Annotated in this window: 16 protein-coding genes and 1 tRNA gene; 14 read left to right on the top strand and 3 right to left on the bottom strand. The window is 43.9% G+C overall.

Annotated features, from left to right (window positions below; genetic code table 11):
• The first annotated feature begins 189 nt into the window (after positions 1 to 189).
• Entirely contained in the window at positions 190 to 705 is a 516-nt protein-coding gene (locus F0364_RS22210) for a DJ-1/PfpI family protein (RefSeq protein ID WP_207632831.1), read from the top strand.
• 594 nt (positions 706 to 1,299) lie between these two features.
• Here F0364_RS22210 and F0364_RS22215 read toward each other — a convergent pair.
• Both F0364_RS22215 and F0364_RS22220 read right to left on the bottom strand, forming a co-directional pair.
• Positions 1,300 to 1,371 (bottom strand) — tRNA-Arg (locus tag F0364_RS22215).
• Positions 1,372 to 1,451: 80 nt separating this feature from the next.
• On the bottom strand, positions 1,452 to 2,375 hold the full coding sequence (locus tag F0364_RS22220; RefSeq protein WP_153800017.1) for a helix-turn-helix domain-containing protein: 924 nt from the start codon (positions 2,373 to 2,375) through the stop codon (positions 1,452 to 1,454).
• A gap of 371 nt (positions 2,376 to 2,746) precedes the next feature.
• On the opposite strand from F0364_RS22220, the gene F0364_RS22225 reads away from it, so the two are divergent.
• The 6 genes from F0364_RS22225 to F0364_RS22250 all read left to right on the top strand — a co-directional run bounded on the left by F0364_RS22225 (position 2,747) and on the right by F0364_RS22250 (position 8,723).
• Positions 2,747 to 3,193, top strand: coding sequence for an RDD family protein (locus F0364_RS22225; protein ID WP_153800018.1), 447 nt, complete (start codon positions 2,747 to 2,749; stop codon positions 3,191 to 3,193).
• A gap of 134 nt (positions 3,194 to 3,327) precedes the next feature.
• The gene (gene gyrB / locus F0364_RS22230) at positions 3,328 to 5,307 is read left to right on the top strand and encodes a DNA topoisomerase (ATP-hydrolyzing) subunit B (protein WP_153800019.1); all 1,980 of its coding nucleotides are present in this window, start codon (positions 3,328 to 3,330) and stop codon (positions 5,305 to 5,307) included.
• Positions 5,308 to 5,498: 191 nt separating this feature from the next.
• A complete protein-coding gene (locus tag F0364_RS22235; protein WP_153800020.1) occupies positions 5,499 to 5,705 on the top strand; it encodes a hypothetical protein in 207 nt (68 codons plus the stop codon).
• A 377-nt stretch (positions 5,706 to 6,082) separates the two neighbouring features.
• On the top strand, positions 6,083 to 6,907 hold the full coding sequence (locus F0364_RS22240) for an RHS repeat domain-containing protein (RefSeq protein WP_153800021.1): 825 nt from the start codon (positions 6,083 to 6,085) through the stop codon (positions 6,905 to 6,907).
• A gap of 18 nt (positions 6,908 to 6,925) precedes the next feature.
• Positions 6,926 to 7,810 (top strand): fructosamine kinase family protein, encoded by an 885-nt coding sequence (locus F0364_RS22245; protein WP_153800022.1) that lies wholly within the window; start codon positions 6,926 to 6,928, stop codon positions 7,808 to 7,810.
• 31 nt (positions 7,811 to 7,841) lie between these two features.
• Positions 7,842 to 8,723, top strand: coding sequence for a bestrophin family protein (locus tag F0364_RS22250; protein WP_153800023.1), 882 nt, complete (start codon positions 7,842 to 7,844; stop codon positions 8,721 to 8,723).
• A 219-nt stretch (positions 8,724 to 8,942) separates the two neighbouring features.
• On the opposite strand, the gene F0364_RS22255 is transcribed toward F0364_RS22250, so the two are convergent.
• Positions 8,943 to 11,021, bottom strand: coding sequence for a T9SS type A sorting domain-containing protein (locus tag F0364_RS22255; protein WP_153800024.1), 2,079 nt, complete (start codon positions 11,019 to 11,021; stop codon positions 8,943 to 8,945).
• A gap of 366 nt (positions 11,022 to 11,387) precedes the next feature.
• On the opposite strand from F0364_RS22255, the gene F0364_RS22260 reads away from it, so the two are divergent.
• The 7 genes from F0364_RS22260 (at position 11,388) to gldA (ending at position 19,207) form a co-directional block, all read left to right on the top strand.
• Complete coding sequence (locus F0364_RS22260; RefSeq protein WP_153800025.1) at positions 11,388 to 12,002, top strand: TetR family transcriptional regulator; 615 nt, start codon at positions 11,388 to 11,390, stop codon at positions 12,000 to 12,002.
• A gap of 18 nt (positions 12,003 to 12,020) precedes the next feature.
• Positions 12,021 to 13,070 carry an HlyD family secretion protein gene (locus F0364_RS22265; protein WP_153800026.1) on the top strand — a complete coding sequence of 350 codons (1,050 nt, stop codon included), beginning with the start codon at positions 12,021 to 12,023 and terminating at the stop codon, positions 13,068 to 13,070.
• Positions 13,071 to 13,088: 18 nt separating this feature from the next.
• Entirely contained in the window at positions 13,089 to 14,669 is a 1,581-nt protein-coding gene (locus F0364_RS22270; RefSeq protein WP_153800027.1) for a DHA2 family efflux MFS transporter permease subunit, read from the top strand.
• A 16-nt stretch (positions 14,670 to 14,685) separates the two neighbouring features.
• Positions 14,686 to 15,975: a TolC family protein gene (locus F0364_RS22275; RefSeq protein ID WP_153800028.1), complete on the top strand. Its 1,290-nt coding sequence runs from the start codon at positions 14,686 to 14,688 to the stop codon at positions 15,973 to 15,975.
• Positions 15,976 to 16,328: 353 nt separating this feature from the next.
• A complete protein-coding gene (locus F0364_RS22280; protein WP_153800029.1) occupies positions 16,329 to 17,849 on the top strand; it encodes an MFS transporter in 1,521 nt (506 codons plus the stop codon).
• Positions 17,850 to 17,987: 138 nt separating this feature from the next.
• Positions 17,988 to 18,236 carry a DUF6814 family protein gene (locus F0364_RS22285; RefSeq protein WP_153800030.1) on the top strand — a complete coding sequence of 83 codons (249 nt, stop codon included), beginning with the start codon at positions 17,988 to 17,990 and terminating at the stop codon, positions 18,234 to 18,236.
• A 59-nt stretch (positions 18,237 to 18,295) separates the two neighbouring features.
• Positions 18,296 to 19,207 carry a gliding motility-associated ABC transporter ATP-binding subunit GldA gene (gldA, locus tag F0364_RS22290; protein ID WP_153800031.1) on the top strand — a complete coding sequence of 304 codons (912 nt, stop codon included), beginning with the start codon at positions 18,296 to 18,298 and terminating at the stop codon, positions 19,205 to 19,207.
• Positions 19,208 to 19,416 lie beyond the last annotated feature (209 nt).

Below are 19,416 nucleotides of genomic sequence, written 5' to 3' on the forward strand. Positions count from 1 at the left end.
ACCAGATCCGGCAGTCCATAGAAAAATATCTTTTCAGGAAGTGTGGCAGATACCACACTGCGCCGCATGAATCCGTATATTCATGTACCTGCAACCTGTTAAAAACCGGCTGCAAAACTTTATACTTACCGGGTACTTACAAAAGCCCTTTGGAACCTGTTTTTTGTCAGAACACTCAAAAAGAAAATAATGTACAGGCCGGTACTACTGTTAACGCTGTTCATTTTATTGAAGTTGGCAGGGCTTCCATCCACATCTTCAGCACAAACGGCAATTGCCGGATATACTTATTACCCACCCGTTAACGACAAGGAGTCCTGGCAACGGCTGAAGGCGGGTGGATTCGACCATACGGCAGACCAGGTGAAAGTAAGTGATTACGATGCGGTATTTATTCCGGGTGGTGCCTGGAACCCGGATAACTTACGCTATGATAAAGATGTGATCCGCTTCATACAAGACTTCAATAAATCAGGAAAGTTGATCGCCGCCATTTGCCATGCACCGGTTGTATTGGCATCAGCGGATATTCTGAAAGGCAGGAAACTTACAGGTTACTGGAATATACAGGTTGACTTGAAAAATGCAGGTGGCATGGTAACAGATGAACCCGTAGTGGTTGATGGTAACATTATTACCAGCAGGCACCCCATTGATGTTGCTGATTTTTCCAGGGCTGTTGAGAATTGGCTGATCAAAAAATAGCCTGTTAACAATAAGATGACGGCACTCTGTTTTTTATGCATTTTTCTTAAGCCTGTTTAAATTTATACATGAGGATTTTGTATAAGCCTGAAGCCGCCATTATAACTAAAAGATGAAGTGCTTGCGACGCAACGAAGATGCCATGAAAAACCTCTGCTGGTATCCAAATAAATGTTCTTTTGCATTCAGAGGTTCCCTCATGCTTCGGGTCGGGCAGACTACGTTCGCAAGCTTCATCAAGAGGCTGTCTCAAAAGTATTGAGCAGCCTCTTTTTATTCGTATCCCTGATGGAGTCTATTTTCGTTTCGGCTATTCTCAAAGCCTTCATTTTACTTTTGAGGCAGCCTCTTCCCGGTATGCCGAAGCGCAGTTTTTTCAGCAATACCGTTTTAATGGTGGTAACAGGCTTGGCTGATAGTTGTAGGGCCTTTAACCTCCCTGTTTGAACCTATCCTGACATTTTCCCTTGAATTATTTACAGCAGAAACACCATTAGCGCCAAGCCCGACGTAATGGCCGGCAATATTATTGCTGCTGAAGGTGGCTCACAACAAAAAAAGTGTTCTTGCGAACACCTTTTTTGTTGTGAGCAGTAGCCTCGACAGGAATCGAACCTGTATCTGGAGCTTCGGAAACTCTTATACTATCCATTGTACTACGAGGCCGTATTAGCCCGGCAAAAATAGAGGAATAACCATTGCTATGCAACAGCGGCAATTAATTTATCCAAATAACAAGTTGGGTATTACCGCAGCAGGTCGCAGGGTTTTAAGCCGGTATGCTTTTTAAATGCTGCGGAAAAATGGGAGATGGAAGAATAACCCAGCAGAGCGGATACGTCTGTAACGCTCAGGCCTTTTTCGTAGAGCAGGTATTTTGCATGCTCCATACGTTGCTGCTGGTAAAAATCGAAGATGGTGGTACCAAATACTTCTTTAAAACCTTTTTTCAGGTAGCATTCGTTCATGGCTACCTTGCGGCTTAATTCTTTAATGGTAATAGGGTCGCCAATGCGCTGCAGGAGTATCTCCCGGGCCTGGTAAATACGGTCTTTACCTGCATCATCGGCCAGGAATTTACAGGCAAAGCCTTCTTCTTTTTCATCCACCAGGCATTCCAGGCTGTACAGTAATAACTCATGTACTTTGGCATTGGTGAAAATATTCTCCATGGAGCCGCTATAGCTATGGTTAAGCAATGCATCCAAAGCCATTCTTTTACGGCTGCAAACCGGGAATAGTTTGGTAAAAGAATTGGGGTGTTTAAAGGCCAGCACTTCATCTTTACGGTTGCTCAGCTTAACATTGTGCACAAACTGGTGCAAAAAAGTAGAGGAGAAGTGGAAAGAAAAAACATCCACCGTTTCATGTTTGCCGCTGCAGTTCTGGGTGGGCAATTCGCTGCAGTTGGCACAGCTTTTTTCAAAACAGTACTTATTGCCACTGATGCAGTAACGCAGTTCCAGGAAATTCTCTTCCTGGTTACGGGTGTTGTAGTGGTATACCAGCATGCCGGTATCATCGCTGTTCCATTGCTGCTGCGCATAATAGCGGCGGATAACATACTGTATTGAACCAGGAATGTGCTGCTCTTTCATGTGCAACAGGTTCATGGAGGGCTCAATGGTGTTCCGGTGTGCCACTTTCAGTATGTCTAATGCCTTTAACATGAGGCTGCAAATTTAGTGTATCTACATATAAGTAGTTTGGCGGGTTGTCACGGCATTGTAAAATACCGCTTTTCGTAATCTGATATGTGGTAGCTTGCAATACGGCTGCCAGCTAAATATTCAGCCTATTACACCTATGGGTGAGGGATTGAAGCGGCTACCCCGGTGAGGCCATCGCAGCAGGGCCCTTGTGCCGGAGTAATAGCGAAAAGCCCGGCCCGAGGCACGAGGGACACCCCCAAAATACTCACCGCATCAGTATAAGAAAACAAAAGAAAAACAGGGGGCGTAAATCTTTAAATATTTATTTAATCGGTTACCACAAAGCCCTTTTTTAACTTTACTGCAATTTTAATCCAAATACGTATCCTATGCATGAAACTGTACTGCTCGATATTGAGCATGAAGTGAACTATGTGCCCGCTACTACCGGACAGCGTTTTGCTAATTACATTGTGGATTTCGTTGCTTTTGTAATGGTGTACGTTATTATTGCTATCTTTTTTCTATTGCCGAATGACCCCGTAAATGTGGAAGCCGAAGGAGATACTATCCTGGATTACCTGCTTGTATGTATCCTGCTTGTTCTTTATTACACAATACTGGAAGGCTTAACCAAAGGCCGAACATTAGGAAAGTTAATCACCGGCACCATTGCACTACGGGAAGACGGGGAAAAAATTACATGGAAAGATGCCATGTTAAGAAGCTTGACTCGAATTGTTCCTTTTGAGCATCTTAGTGCCTTAGGTGGCGTTCCCTGGCACGATACATGGACAAAAACACGGGTATATAAGCTGAGAAAACAGGGGCTGTAAAGCGCTTTTTTTGCCTGTAAAACGTAAACCCGGCAGTGGAAAAATCCCTTTTTTAATTAGCATGAAACCCTTGATTTTCGCTAACTTCGCCCCCTTGCCAAAAAATCATTAAACAAGTACTGATTTCCAGAGATATGAGCGAAGAAACAAAGCAGGAAGTTAATCCCCAGCAAAACGGTTACGGAGCAGACAGTATACAGGTTCTTGAAGGATTGGAAGCGGTTAGAAAAAGGCCCGCCATGTACATTGGCGATGTTGGCGTAAAAGGCCTGCACCACCTGGTATACGAAGTGGTAGATAACTCTATTGACGAAGCGCTTGCCGGTTACTGCAAAAACATTACCGTTACCATTCATGAAGACAACAGTATAAGTGTTGTGGATGATGGACGCGGCATACCTACCGGCATACACCCGAAAGAAGGCGTTAGCGCCCTGCAGGTGGTAATGACGGTACTGCATGCCGGTGGCAAATTTGACAAGAATACCTACAAGGTTTCCGGTGGTTTACATGGTGTGGGTGTAAGCTGCGTTAATGCTTTAAGCACTAAACTACACGTTACCGTACGCCGCGAAGGCAAAATTTTTGAGCAGGAATATCATACAGGCATACCCACTTACGCTGTAAGGGAAATTGGCAATACCGATATTACCGGCACCGAAACACGCTTTTGGCCCGATGGCAGTATTTTTCAGGCAACCGTTTACAATAGAGAAATACTGGAAGGCCGCCTGCGGGAACTGGCCTACCTTAACAAGCGCATCAGCATAACCCTTAACGATTTGAGGGAGAAAGCGGAAGACGGCACCACTTACTCCAAAAATTTTTACAGCGAAGGCGGCATTATAGAATTTGTGGAAATGCTGGACAAGAACGGCAACCGCAATTCATTGATACCTAAACCGGTGTACGTAGAAGGCCACGACGAAGCCACCAACGTGGCCGTAGAAGTAGCCCTTAACTACAATGATGATTTTAAGGAGCATATTTTCTCCTACGTAAACAATATTAATACTATTGAAGGCGGTACACACGTAAGCGGTTTTAGAACCGCCCTTACCCGTGTGTTTAAAGCCTATGGCGATAAAGAAAACCTGTTTGAAAAAGCCAAGGTAGAAGTAGAAGGGGATGATTTTCGTGAGGGCCTTACCGCCATTGTGTCTGTAAAAGTGCCCGAGCCGCAGTTTGAGGGCCAGACAAAAACAAAGCTGGGCAACAGCGATGTTAGCGGCGTGGTACAAACTACGGTTGCAAGGGTTTTGCAGGCCTACCTGGAAGAAAACCCCAAAGAAGCCAAAAACATTATTAATAAAGTAATACTTGCGGCCCAGGCCCGTGTAGCGGCTAAAAAGGCCCGCGAAATGGTGCAGCGCAAAACTGTGCTTAGCGGCAGCGGCCTGCCGGGTAAACTGGCAGATTGCAGCGAACGCGACCCCGATAAGTGCGAACTGTACCTGGTGGAAGGAGACTCCGCAGGCGGTACGGCTAAACAGGGCCGGGACAGGAGCTACCAGGCCATCCTGCCCCTTCGCGGTAAAATCCTTAACGTGGAAAAGGCCATGGAGCACAAGATTTACGAGAACGAAGAAATACGTAACATATTTACCGCCATGGGTGTAAGCGTTGGCACGGCTGAAGACCCCAAAGCATTGAATACCACCAAATTGCGCTACCACAAGTTGATTATAATGACCGATGCCGATGTGGATGGCTCTCACATTGCAACACTTATCTTAACTTTTATCTTCCGTTATATGAAGGAACTGGTTGAGCAGGGTTACGTGTATATTGCCCAGCCGCCGCTTTACCTGGTTAAAAAAGGCAAAGAAGCTGAATATGCCTACAACGAAGAGCAACGCAAAGCATTGATTGACAGGCTGGCCGGCGGAAAAGAAGACAGTGTTACCCTACAGCGTTACAAAGGTTTGGGTGAAATGAATGCCGAACAGCTCTGGGAAACCACTATGGATCCGGCCCGCAGAACTTTGAAAAAAGTAACCATTGAAAGCCTTACCTACGCGGATGAGGTGTTTAGCATGCTGATGGGGGATGATGTAGCACCGAGAAGGGAATTTATTGAAAGCCACGCCAAATACGCCAAACTGGACGTATAAAAGCAAAATACAGGGCATTAAGTACCCAAAATAAGACTGATTTGATTGAAATGCAGGTAAGGCACAGAAATTGTACTAAGTAAAACGCTTTTGGCCTAATTGAGAGTTAATAGGGCCAGGCAGCCAGGTTTAATATAAAAACCAGTAGCCGTGTAGCTAACCGTTGTATTCAATCAAATAAAAGAATAAATATGGACACTTCTAAATTCATTAAAGCATATTGTTTAAAAACAAAAGAGAAAGACGTACCCATGCATAACGCCGTTATTTCAAAAACCAGTAAAGGCGGGTATATTGCCAAAGGCGATGACGGTAAGGGGAATAAAATGAGTGCTATACTCGGTGAGTCAAAAGCTTTGCAGGCTATAGCCGATGGTGTTGCCAAACAGGATTTTTAAGCTATAATTATAAAAAAGGCCCGCAAATAAAATTTGCGGGCTTTTTTATGCGTTGTTGGTAATAGTACAAATAAAGAAAATTTATGGGGTGCCCCCAAGCTATCGCAAGGGGCCAGGCAGAAATGCGTTCGCAACCTTTGTCAAAGCAACATTCAGTTGCTTTTTCTTGGTTGTGCTATTACTCCGGCACAAAAGAAGCGCTGACCCTCCACGTTTAGGGGGAGTTGGAGGGGTTCCTCACCGGGGTAACCGCTGCAATCCCTCACCCACAGGTGACGCTTGCTGAGGCATTTGTACTTCCTGCATTAAACAATAATGCATAACTATTTTGATAAACGTATATAGGGTATTTTTGATTTACAAAACAGAAGATTGCAATGAAGTTATTTTTAACGGCTCTTTCGGTTTGCTGCTGTTATTGTTGTTTTGGCCAGTATTACTACAACGATATCCTTACCAATTACCAAACCTCTGTCCGTAATGAGTTGCTCAGGAAAAACAACATACGTTCTGTAACGGCAACGAGCTATGAAAGCGATAACTCGCTAAGTGAAAATTTCCGGGTGCAGCAAACAATTTCTCAAAACGGCAACCTGGTAGTTACCAACAGCACCGATGCAGCCGGCATAAGTACCATTACCCGCAGCAGCTTTGCCAATGGCAAAATACAGTCTAATACAGACAGTAATGCCAACGTGGTAACCAGGGTAAATTATATCTACAATAATGAAGGTAGTATTGTTAACATCTCATCTGTAACCGAGGATGCTTTTATGAACAGCCATTCTGAAGAACAACATCAATGGGTGTATGCGAATGGCCGTCCTGAGTACATGTTGCGCATTAAAGACAAGAAAGACACCACAAGGGTAGAGTTTGTTTACGATGAAAAAGGAAACGTTGCCGAAGAAAAATGGCGGCGGCGCAATTATACGCTTGAGCACTGGTTTTATTATTACAACAATAACAACCAGCTTACAGATATTGTACGCTATAACGCTAAAGCAAAACGCATGCTGCCAGATTTTTTGTTTGAGTACGATGCCCAGGGCAACCTGGTGCAAATGACACAGGTACCTTCCGGCGGCAGCAATTACCTGGTATGGAAGTATTCCTTTAATGAAATTGGGCTTAAAAATTCAGAATCCTGCTTTAACAAACAGGGCCAGCCTGTTGGTAAAATTGTGTATGTTTACCAGTAACCAAATTAACCAGCTTTAATGCCTCAATCTTTGCTAGCTGAATATATTGTAAAGCGGCTTAACAAGCTGCCGGGCATTAATATCCAGTCGCACAGCACCCACATAGTTTATGGTGGTGATATCAACCAAACGTTTATCATAAAATATCCGCAAGGCAACTTCTTTGTTAAAACCAACAGTTCGGAGTATACGGATATGTTTGAGAAAGAAGCCCGCGGCCTGGCCTTACTGAAAGAAGTGGCAGATAATTTTGTGCCGTCAGTTTTGCTGCATGGTGTTCATAACAAATCCATATTCCTGGTACTGGAATATATTGCTCCATCTGGCAGGCCGCCCGGTGATGATCTATGGAAAAACTTTGCGGTAAACCTTGCCAGCCTGCACAGGCAAACCCATAGCGGCTTTGGGTTACAGCAGTCTAACTATATAGGCAGCCTGCCACAAAACAATAATTTTGCAGCAACCTGGGCAGAGTTTTTTGCCGAGCGCCGGTTGTTACATTTAACCCGCCTTGCGGTTGACCAAAAGCGCTTTACTGCCGGTGAAGCTACAATGATGGAGAACCTTTGCAAACAATTGCCTGGTATATTTCCTGAAGAGCCGCCGGCACTGCTGCACGGCGATTTATGGAATGGCAATTACCTGGTTAATAAATACGGGCAGGCTGTTATATTCGATCCCGCCATATACTACGGCCACCGGGAGATGGATATAGCCATGACGCTTCTTTTTGGCGGTTTTGGCACATCGTTTTATCACCATTACAACGAAGCGTACCCACTTGAAAAAAACTGGCGGCAAAGAATAGAACTTTGCCAGTTATATCCTCTTTTGGTGCATTATCTCTTGTTTGGCGGGCATTACTACCAATCCGTTAAAACAATTATAGGTAAATACAACTGATTATTTATTTTAGCTGACCAAACGCTGCGTAATGATAAGCTATAACCCCAAAGACTGGTTTTTGTTCCTCTTTCGTTTTCATAAAACAGATACGGTACGCAAGCTATTTCCATTAATTGTTTTCATCAGCCTTTATTCCTGGTTTATAGCGTTTATTGAAATGGAATACCTGCAGCTTTCTCAAAATAGCCTGCTTAAAAATATACCGGTAATGCACAACCTGCTGGGTTTTGCTATTTCCATGCTGCTGGTGTTCAGGACCAATACCGCCTACGACCGCTGGTGGGAAGGCCGCAAACTCTGGGGCTCACTTATCAATAACAGCCGCAATATGGCCATTAAGCTAAACAGCTTCCTGCCCCACGAGGATACAAAGAGCCGCTCTTTCTTTAAATCGCTGATACCCCGTTTTGCAACAGAGCTAATGCTGCACCTGCAGGCTGATTCAACAAGGTATGAACTGGATGATGAACTACACCCTGAATTGCAGCAGCTTGACCGTAACAAGCATATACCCAACCAGGTGGCCGGCTTAATTATGAGCCGTATTAACAGCCTGTACAAACACAACGAAATAACCGGCGACCAGCTTATTGTGCTCAACAACGAAATGCTTTCCCTGCTTGATATTTGCGGCGCCTGCGAACGCATCAAGAACACACCCATACCCTATTCTTACAGCGCATTCATTAAAAAGTTTATTTTCTTCTATATTATGACGCTGCCCGTAGGTTATGTATTCTCCCTGGGTTACATGGTAATACCCGTAGTAGCATTTATATTCTATGTACTTGCCAGCCTTGAACTTATTGCCGAAGAAATAGAAGACCCCTTTGGCAAAGATGCCAACGATTTGCCCATGCAAAAAATGAGTGAAACCATCCGCAAAAACATCACGGAAATATTGGCATAATGCTTCGCTTTGTTTTTTTGAGTACAGAAATTTTTGATACCAGCAATAGTATTTCATAGCATCGCCTGTTGCGTCGCAATCCTTTCATCTTTCGGTTCATTGGGGGGCTTTTCAGACCCGGATATGGCCGGTGCGTAGGGACACGCACCAAAGGTTGGGGAATACGGAAATAATAAAGGCGGCTTGCAAGCCGCCCTTATTATTTTTATAAAATAGCAGTTACTCTTTCACAAACCTTGTTGACTTGTTGCCATTATCCGTAATAACCTGCAGGTAATAAATGCCTTTGGCCAGGCTGCTTATGTTAATCCTGTGCAGGTTAACATCATCGTTTAGTTTTTGCAGGTAAACGGCTTTGCCAGATATATTCGTAATGCTTATTGACGCTCCTTTTAACCGTGCCGTACCAAAAGAAACAGTGAGTATATCCCGTGCCGGGTTAGGAGACAACTTAGCATCTACGGCAAGGTTGCTGATACGTATGTCGACAACCGGCGAATACTTTGTTTGGCCGTCTTTATCTACCATTAACAGGCGGTAATATATTCTGTCAGCACCAGTTTGCAAAGCCTTTGCATCTGTAAAATTGTAACTGCGGCTTGTGTTACTGCTACCCGATGCCATTACCTTTCCAATAGCTTCAAAATTCTGGCCATCAATACTACGCTCCACAGTATAATGACTGCTGTTTGTTTCTGTAGAGGTATTCCAGCTTAGGTTAACAGACTTACCTTCTAACATGGCTGTGAAAGACATCAATGTTACAGGAAGAATAGTTTCTTCCAGCTTATAAAAGTCCGCATTATTCAGGCCCTGTAAACTGAAATATAACTGGTTATTGAATTTGAAGTTAAAAATCCCATATAGAGGCGAAGTGTTTCCTTCTTCTTCTTCTACAGTTCCCGCTTTTGAAGTTCCGGCAGCAGTACCATCTGATTTCCAAAAATCAAGTTTGGATGCAACGCCTGACTGGGCGGCGGAAAAATAAAAATGCGTTTGGGTAAAGTAGCCATTTGTATTTGTGTACCCGGCAAGCGAACTACCTTCTCCATACAATTTCTTAACCATTTTTGTATTAAAAGGGATGCCGTCTGTTGACCAAAGTTGCAAACCATTTACTTGGTCATTTATAAAGAAGTACACCTTTTTATAAAGTGATGAATGTATCTGGCCAGGATTAAAGTTGCCGGGGCCTTTAATAAATTGTAGCTGGATAGGGGTGGTGAAATTGTTTAGCATTTTCGTTTGACCCGCAGTACCATCGCTAACCCAGAGCCTGTAATCCAAAGTTTTTTCGTCAACCCCAACGTAAATAACCTTATTGTTTACGGTTACTGCATTTTCTAAATAAGTTGTTGTGGTACCCCCGTTAGGCCTTACGTTGTAGGTGCCTTGCTCTGTACCGTCTGTAACCCATAAATTAGGCCTTATATAGTCAACAGTAGTTGTAAAGAAAACTTTGTTGTTGCAAAGGATAAAATCTTTAGGGGCTCCTTCCGAAAAAGAGTTGGACTGCGGATACAAGTCTTTAACCATTACAGTACCTGCCGCAGTACCATCGCTTTTCCAGAGTTCTGTATTCCGGTTGCTGTTAGCGCCGGCAAAAAGAAAAACAGAACCATAATTAATAAAATAAGGACGGTTTCCTATTCCGCTGCCGGTTGGGTTAATATCTTTTAAAAGATAGGTGCCGGTAGTGCTGCCATCCGTTCTCCATATCTCATTGCCATGCGAAGGGTCGTATGCAACTACGTAGAGAATGTTGTTATGTATAAAGGTTGTATGGTATTCGCCTAAATAACTGCTGCCTGTGGGGTTAATATCTACCAGCATTTTAGTTCCAGCACCGGTTCCGTCTGTAACCCACCACTCTTTTCCGTGAACGCCGTCATCAGCAAAAAAATACAGCTTGTTTTTGTATTCTATGAAATTGGTGGGTAGGGAATGGCCTGTAGGATTAATGTCTTTAATAAGCTTTGTACCGGCATCGGTGCCATCCGTTGCGTACAATTCAACCCCTGCAGGATCATCAATTCCGGGAAAGTAGAATTTCCCTTTAAAAACGTAGCCACCAAAATTCGCATGTGGCCTTATTCTTTTTGTAAAATTCCTGGTGCCTTCCGGTGTACCATCAGTTGTCCACAAAGTGGTATCTGCATAACTGATAAGTACGGGCCTTTCTCCGGCTACAACGCCATAAAGCCATGTGTCGTCTGAAAGCTTGGTAACCTGGGAGTGGGCGATAGAAACAATAAAGAGCAGGATAACTGCTGAAAAATAGCGTAGAGCTTGGGTCATATATGGGGTGTTTTTTTAAGGTGTTTAGGATGCCAAAATACAGAAGGAAGTTGGAAGCACCGATTAAATTTTTGCGTCCTGCGAAATTTACAGGTTATATGAATGACAACCCGTGTAAACAAGTTTTTGTACTTCATGGCTGGCAATCAGTATTCTACCCGGGTCTGAAAAGCCGCACAATAAACTGAACGATGAACGGATTGCGACGCAAGGGACGATGCCATCATTACCATAGCCGGTACCCAAAAAATTCTGCTGCCGGCCGCAGGCCAGGCAAAAAATTCCTGCAAAGAAAGTTAATCAAACGTTTGTTTAATTCAAACAATTGTTTAGTTTTGTGTCTTCAAATACATTTTTAAAGAAGAAATGGACAAAAAAGACAATATTATCAATTCAGCTATTGAGTTGTTTGCATCCAAGGGTTTTGAGGGTACTTCGGTAAGGGATATTGCGGCGCATGCCGGTGTTAACCTGGCAATGATTAATTACTACTTCGGCTCCAAGGAAAAACTTTTTGAAAGTATTGTTGAATACAGGGCATCCGTTACCCGCCTGCACCTGGAAGAAATTTTAAAAGACCAGTCGCTGTCTGACATAGCAAAGATTGACAACATTATTGAGTTTCATGTAAATAAGGTATTTGCCAACCGTTTTTTTCACCGTGTTATTCACCAGGAAATTATGCTGAGCCAGCGTGACAGCCTGCAACTGGCCATTATTCAAAAACTGATGTACCCCAACAGCATGATTGTAAAAAACATTATTGAAGAAGGTATTAAACACGGTTCCTTTAAAAAAGTGGATACGGCGCTAACAATAGCCACGATGTTTGGCTCAATTAACCAGGTACTGCTTTCTAAAAGGCTTTGCAACAGCCTTATTGATAAAGAAGAAGATTATATACCCTACGAAGACGATACATTTAAGCAAAGGGTTATTGACCATATGAAGCAATTAATGCATGCACACTTATTAGCTTAAAAATTACTGCAAACGAATATGGAACAGCAAGAATCCCAACCAAAGAACAACAAAAAAATTATCAGGTTTATTGTAATAGGCCTGGTGGCGGTTATCGGCGGTTTTTACGGCTTCAAAAAAATTACTTACGCCCTTAACCACGAAACTACTGACAATGCCCAGGTTGAAACACAAATTTCCCCCGTATTACCCCGTGTAGCGGGCTACGTTAAAAGCATAGCGGTAAATGATTACGATACCGTTAAAGCAGGCCAGCTTTTGGTAGAACTGGATGACGCCGAGCTGCAAACACAACTGCTGCAAATGCAGGCCGATTACAGTTCAGCCGAAGCAGACATTATTAATGCCAAAGCCTCTTTAAACAACATTGTTGTTTCCTTCAAATCTAACAAAGGTGATATTGACCTGAACGATGTAAAAGTTCAGCAGGCTAAAGAAGATTACGAAAGAAACCAAAACCTGTTTAACGACCAGGCCATTACCAGGAAACAGTTAAACGACAGCCGTTTTGCTTTGGAGCAGGCACAGCAGGAGTTTTCTAACAGCAAAACAGAGCTTGGTACCGCACAAAGCCGGGTGGCTATCCTGCAGGCGGGCATAAAGAAAGCAGAAGCTGCTTTGGCATCTAAAAAAGCCGCTATAGAACAACAACAGTTGAAAATATCTTATACCAAAATTTATGCGCCGATGGCGGGAAAGATTGGTAAGAAAAATATTGCAGAAGGGCAGTTTGTACAGACAGGTACACCTTTGTTTTCCATTGTAAACGATACAACCTATTGGGTGGTGGCCAACTTTAAAGAAACGCAGATACGCAAGTTTCACCCGGGTATGCCTGTTGAATTTGAACTGGATGCCTACCCCGATACAAAAATTACCGGCAGCATAGAAAGCTTAAGCGAAGCAACCGGCGCAAAATTCTCGCTGCTTCCGCCGGATAATGCCAGCGGCAACTTTGTAAAAGTATCGCAGCGTGTGCCTGTTAAAATAAGCATCAGCGATATAGACAAATACAAAGCTATTCTCCGCGCCGGCCTCAGCGTAGATGTAAGCGTTCCCATCAACTAATTTTCATAAACCATTTTTATGGCCGCGAAAGGATTTGCGAAATTCATTATCGTGCTTACCACGGTATCTGCCGCCGTAATGGAACTGATAGATACATCTATCGTTAACGTTGCGCTGAGTGATATGGCCGGCAGCCTTGGTGTGGGTATTGAAGATATAAGCTGGGTAATTACTTCCTACGCTATCGCCAACGTAATTATCATTCCCCTAACGGGTTTTTTAGCGGAATACTTTGGCAGAAAAAATTATTACCTGGCCTCCATGATCATCTTCACACTCGCATCGTACATGTGTGCTGAATCAACCGGGCTGGTGGAAATTATCATCTGGCGTTTTGTACAGGGCGTGGGTGGCGGTGCACTGCTCTCTACTTCACAGGCTATTTTATTTGACGCGTTTGAGCCGGAAGAACGGCCTGTGGCATCAGGCCTGTTTGGTATGGGCCTGGTATTGGGGCCAACGCTTGGGCCCACATTGGGCGGTTATATCATAGAGCACATGAGCTGGCCCATGATATTCATGATAAACATACCTATCGGTATTATTGCTACCATACTGGCCTACACTTTTGTTGACAAAAAACCTAGCGAAGGCAAAAACCGCAGGAGTATTCATATTGATTATAATGGCATCATATTACTGGCAGCGGGTATAGGCTGTTTGCAGTTTGTACTGGAAAGAGGCGAGGCGGAAGACTGGTTTAGCAGTAACGCTATTAGGGTTTGTGCAGTGGTTGCGGTATTGGCTATTGTAGGGTTTATCATCTATGAGTTAAGAATTAAAAACCCGGCTGTAAACCTGCGGGTGCTGGGCAACCGTAACCTGGCCTTTACCACCATTTTTACATTTGTTGCCGGTTTGGGTTTGTTTACTTCTGTGTTTGTGTATCCTGTTTTAGCGCAGCGGGTATTAGGATATACCGCTTATGAAACCGGCGTATCCCTATTGCCCCCTACCTTGATCGCCGTTGCCATGATGCCCATTATAGGCAAAATGATGAGCAAGGGCGTATCAGCCATACCTTTTGTGGTGGTGGGCTTCTTGTTATTTGCCGCTTATGCCTGGCTAAGTGCGTCTGTTAGCCCGGATGTAAACAAATGGGATTTCTTTTTTCCGCTGGCGTTACGAGCCTTTGGTATTTCCATGGTTCAGCTACCGTTAATCAACCAGGCGGTAGCGGGTTTGCAACCTAAAGATTATCCTTCGGGTATTGCCCTTAATAATATGATACGCCAGTTGGGCGGGGCTTTTGGCATTGCTATGGCTAATAACTACATAGCCCACAATTACGCCCAGCACCGCACAGATATGGTTTCCAAACTTGGCGAAGGCTCCCAGGTATTAACAGAGCAACTGTCAACCATCTCCAATGGCATAGCCGCAAAAACCGGCGATGTTGCAGGTGCGGCCACCAAAGCTTATGCAGTTATTAGCAACTCTATTGACAGGCAGGCTTATTACATGGCTTACCTGGATACATTCAGGCTTATCACCATATTCTTTGTGCTGGTAATTCCATTGGTGTTTTTCTTAAAAACTAAAAAACAATCTCCGCAAGACCAGGCTGCTGCTAAAGCTGCTATAGCGGAGTCGCATTAATACTCAAACTAATAAAATGAAAAAGCTTACTTATATAGTGCTCTTTCTTGCAGCCCTGCAGCAAACCCGGGCACAGGTGCAGGCTAACAGCGAACTGAAGGGTTTGGTTAACCAATCATTCAGCTATTTCCCAAAAATAAAAGAGGTGCAGAATACCGTAGAAACAGCAAAAGAAAGGCTGGACATAGCCCAGACCAAACTGCCCACTGTTGATGCTAATGTGAGCTATAATTATGTACGGCCAAAAATTACGCTGCCGCTTGAAATAGATGGTAAAACGGAGGAGTTTCAATTTGCACCGGTACATAACGGTAATGCCAATGTAGGTGTTGACTACCTGCTGTTTGATTTTGGCAGACTTAAAGCCAATGTTGATAAAGCCAAAACTGAAATCAAGTATGCGGAACATAATGTTGAGTATGTAAAAAACCAATTGGCGTACCAGGTAGCCACCATTTATTACAACATTATTTATCTGCAAAAAGCCATTGCGATACAGGATACGGTATTGAATTTCTTGAATGAAAATAAACGCATTACAGAAAGTAAGCTTAGAAATGGTGACGCCATCAAAATTGATCTGCTAAACATACAATCACAGGTAGATATTGAAAACAACAGGAAAGTTGATCTGCAAAATTCCCTGCAAAAACAAATCAACCTGCTGGAATATTCTACCGGTGTAAAAACCTCAAACGGAACTTCATTTGATTTCGATATACCGCTTAAGGATGTCTATGACGGGCTATCAGAAGCGCAAAAGAACAACCTGGATTATGTATTGGCCAAAGACAAAATAAAACAGGCACTGGGTGATGTAGCTATCGCCAAAACTTCTGACAAACCAAGCCTGGGCATTGGTGCTGACGCAGGTGTAAAAAATGGTTATGTACCCAATGTAAACCAGATGCGTTTTAATTATGCCGCAGGTGTAACGCTTAAAGTTCCGCTGTTTGACGGTGGTAAAGCCAAACGCCAGGTAAAGCTGGCCGAAACAGTCGTTAAGCAAAACGAGCTGGCCGTAGAAACACTCAATAGTACGTATAAAAGAGATATAGAGCAGGCGCTCACAGACATACAATCTAACATGGAGCGTATTAAAAACACTGCCGGCCAAATTGAACAGGCCAGGGCCGCGGAAACCATAACAGCCAGCCGTTATAAAAACGGCGTTGCCACTAACCTTGAAGTAACAAGTACCAGCACCAATGTGCAGAAAGTATTATTAACAAGATTGCAATACGATTACCAGTTATGCCTTGCCAAAGTTGAATTATCAAGGTTGCTGGGCTACCAATACTGGTAATTGATAAATTTTTTTACAGTTGGTTTGGGTGAACAAGGGCCGTTTCTTTTTAAAGAGATGGCCCCATTTTTTTTAGGCAAATGCCTGCGGCATGTTGCTTATATTTCGGAACCCGGCGACGGAACAAGCATGAGGCATCGTTGCGTCGCACTCTTGTACGCCTGTTCCGTAACGCAGCTATGCGGAGTCATCGTCCTCAAACCGGCAATGGCAACATATTCTTCATTAATCAGTTTGCTGCCGAAAAATTACGCTACCGTTTAATCTTTATTTGCCTTGCCTATTGCACAATCAAACTTTGACCTTAAATTGTACACTCAAAACCAATCTGGTAACAAACGATTAGCCCCTGTATGAAAAGCTCCGGCAGTAACATTTCAAAAGTCATATTTGCATCGTCGTTAGGCACATTAATAGAGTGGTACGACTTTTACATTTTCGGCAGCCTTGCCCTCATTATCTCCGAAAAGTTCTTTCCGCAAGGCAACCCTGCTGCGGCGTTTCTTTCTACATTGGCCACATTCGCCGCGGGTTTTATCGTAAGGCCATTTGGCGCTTTGGTATTTGGAAGGTTGGGAGATATCATTGGCCGCAAGCATACTTTTCTGTTAACGCTCATCATCATGGGTGGCTCCACCTTTCTTATTGGCTGTATACCCACCTATCAAAGCTTTTCCTGGGCGCCTGCTCTGGTGCTTTTGCTGCGTTTGCTGCAGGGCCTGGCACTCGGTGGCGAATATGGCGGCGCAGCCACTTACGTTGCCGAACATGCACCCGCTAACAGGCGAGGTTATTATACCAGTTGGATACAAACTACCGCCACGCTTGGGCTGTTTGTATCGCTGGGGGTAATACTTATTATACGCACCCTGCTTACCAGCGAGCAATACAACAATTGGGGCTGGCGCCTGCCGTTTCTCCTGAGTATAGTGCTGGTGGTAGTTTCTATTTTCATCCGGCTTAAAATGCAGGAAAGCCCTTTGTTCAGCAAGCTTAAAAGCGAAGGAAAAACTTCCGTAAACCCCTTAAAGGAAAGCTTTGGGCACAAGGCCAATTTAAAAATGGTGCTGCTGGCATTGTTTGGCGCCACCATGGGCCAGGGTGTTGTTTGGTACACCGGCCAGTTTTATGCGCAAACCTTTTTGCTAAAAACATGTAACCTTAACGATGTGCAGGCCAATAGCTGGATAGGCCTGGCGCTTTTGTTTGCCACACCTTTTTTCGTGGTATTTGGGGCGCTTAGCGATAAGGTGGGCAGAAAGCCCATTATTATGCTGGGTATGCTGGCAGCCATCATTTGCTACCGGCCTGTATTTAACGCCATGTACAACATTGCTGATGTAAAACAAAAAACAGAAATTAAGGAAAAAGCAAACGTTTCAACTTCCGAAAAACAAAGTGAGGATAATGCTGCCAGCATTGTTACCACTACAAAAGAAGCCTTTTATACAGATGGCTCCGTTTACAAAGAAACAATTACTGCCACAAGTGCGGCCAACGTTAAACCTAAAACAGTTAAGGTTATTACACTTGGGGATAGTTATAAATGGAAGATCGTTGGCTACATTTTTATACTGGTAATTTTTGTTACCATGGTCTATGGGCCCATAGCGGCATTCCTGGTGGAGCTGTTTCCTACAAAAATCCGCTACACCAGCATGAGTTTACCTTACCATATCGGCAACGGTGTTTTTGGCGGGCTGGTACCGTTCATCGGCACACTGATTTTCGAGTATTCAAAAACACCCGGCAACCCGGGTGGGGATGTATTGGCAGGATTATGGTACCCGATTGCCATTGCCGGTATTTGCTTTGTTATTGGTGTGCTGTATGTGGGCAACAAAAGCCATAAGGAGGCGGCAAGTGGGGAGTAAGAAGTGGCAAGTAGGGGGAGGTAGCAAATGATGGAAATACCTGTTACAGAATGCTCCGTAAAGAACCGAACGTACAAGTGAGTGACACAACAAAAGCTTAATAGTAGCAATACTGCTAAGTACATAAATAATTAGAAAATGAATAATCTAAAAAAAATTATTGTTGCTGTTGTAAACAAAATAAGAAGATTGCTTGGCCTGTTGTGGATACTCACAGGCCCTGCTGCCATCTGCTTTCTTATCTACGAAGCCGCACAAAAAATTTCCGCCAATCCTGTGCAGGATGTCTACCTGCCATGGGTAATCATCATCACTATTTTTACGCCCATTGCCATCGGCTTCGTTATTTTCGGCTGGTATGCGCTTAAAGGCGAGTACGATTCATAACTTATCCTGTAAAAGTTAAAATCATGCTGTGGCATTTATAGCTTAGTATATTTGATTCTATGTCAATAGAAGTTAAGAACCTGGTTAAAATTTACGGACAGCAAAAAGCGGTTAATGATATTTCCTTTACAGTAAATAAGGGAGAAATAACCGGTTTCCTGGGCCCCAATGGCGCAGGCAAGAGTACTACCATGAAAATTATTACCGGGTACCTTACACCCGATGCCGGCACAGCGCAGGTTTGTGGAATGGATGTAAAAACAAATGCGCTGAATGTAAAGCGCAGTATTGGTTACCTGCCAGAGGCCAACCCCTTATACCATGATATGTACGTAAAAGAATACCTGCATTTTGTAGCAGGTGTTTTTGATATGGATAACAGGCAGGCAAAGGTTAACGATACCATTGAACTGGTTGGCTTAACCATTGAAAGTAAAAAGAAAATAGGCCAGCTATCCAAAGGTTACAAGCAACGTGTAGGCCTTGCTGCTGCACTCGTTCACGACCCCGAAGTGCTGATACTGGATGAGCCGGCCAGCGGTTTAGACCCCAACCAGATTGTAGAAATAAGGAGCGTCATCAAACAGCAGGGGCAGAACAAGACGGTGCTTTTTTCATCGCATATATTGCAGGAAGTACAGGCTGTTTGCGACAGGGCAATTATCATTAACAAGGGCACACTGGTGGCCAATGATTCTATTGCTAACCTGCAGCGCAATACCAGCGGCAATGTGGTGCTGGTTACTTTTAAAGAAGCGCTGGAACCTGCATGGCTGCAGCGTTTGCCCGCCGTACAAAGCGTAACAAAAGATGCAGGTAACAAATGGCGGCTTGGCAGTAACAATGCCAGCGCTGTGCGCAAGCAATTGCTGGAGCTTGCTTTGCAGGAAAACCTCAACATCGTTTCGCTGGAAACAGAGGGCGGCAACCTGGAAGAAGTGTTCCGGTCGCTTACGGTGGGCAACAAATAGCTGCGCTATTTGCCAGGGAAAAATATCATGGGCCCGGCAGAAGTTATTTCATGGCATCGCCTCTTGCGTCGCACTCTTGTGCGTTCTGTTTTTCATGGCAACTTTTAAGCGGGTATAGTATTGGCAAGTAGGGAATGGAAAGCTGTGAGAGGGTTAGCGGAATGCTTTTACCCTTTATCCTTAAACATCATTTAATCAGTGGTAATAAA

Source organism: Foetidibacter luteolus, from assembly GCF_009650435.1.
Taxonomy (GTDB): Bacteria; Bacteroidota; Bacteroidia; order Chitinophagales; family Chitinophagaceae; genus Foetidibacter; species Foetidibacter luteolus.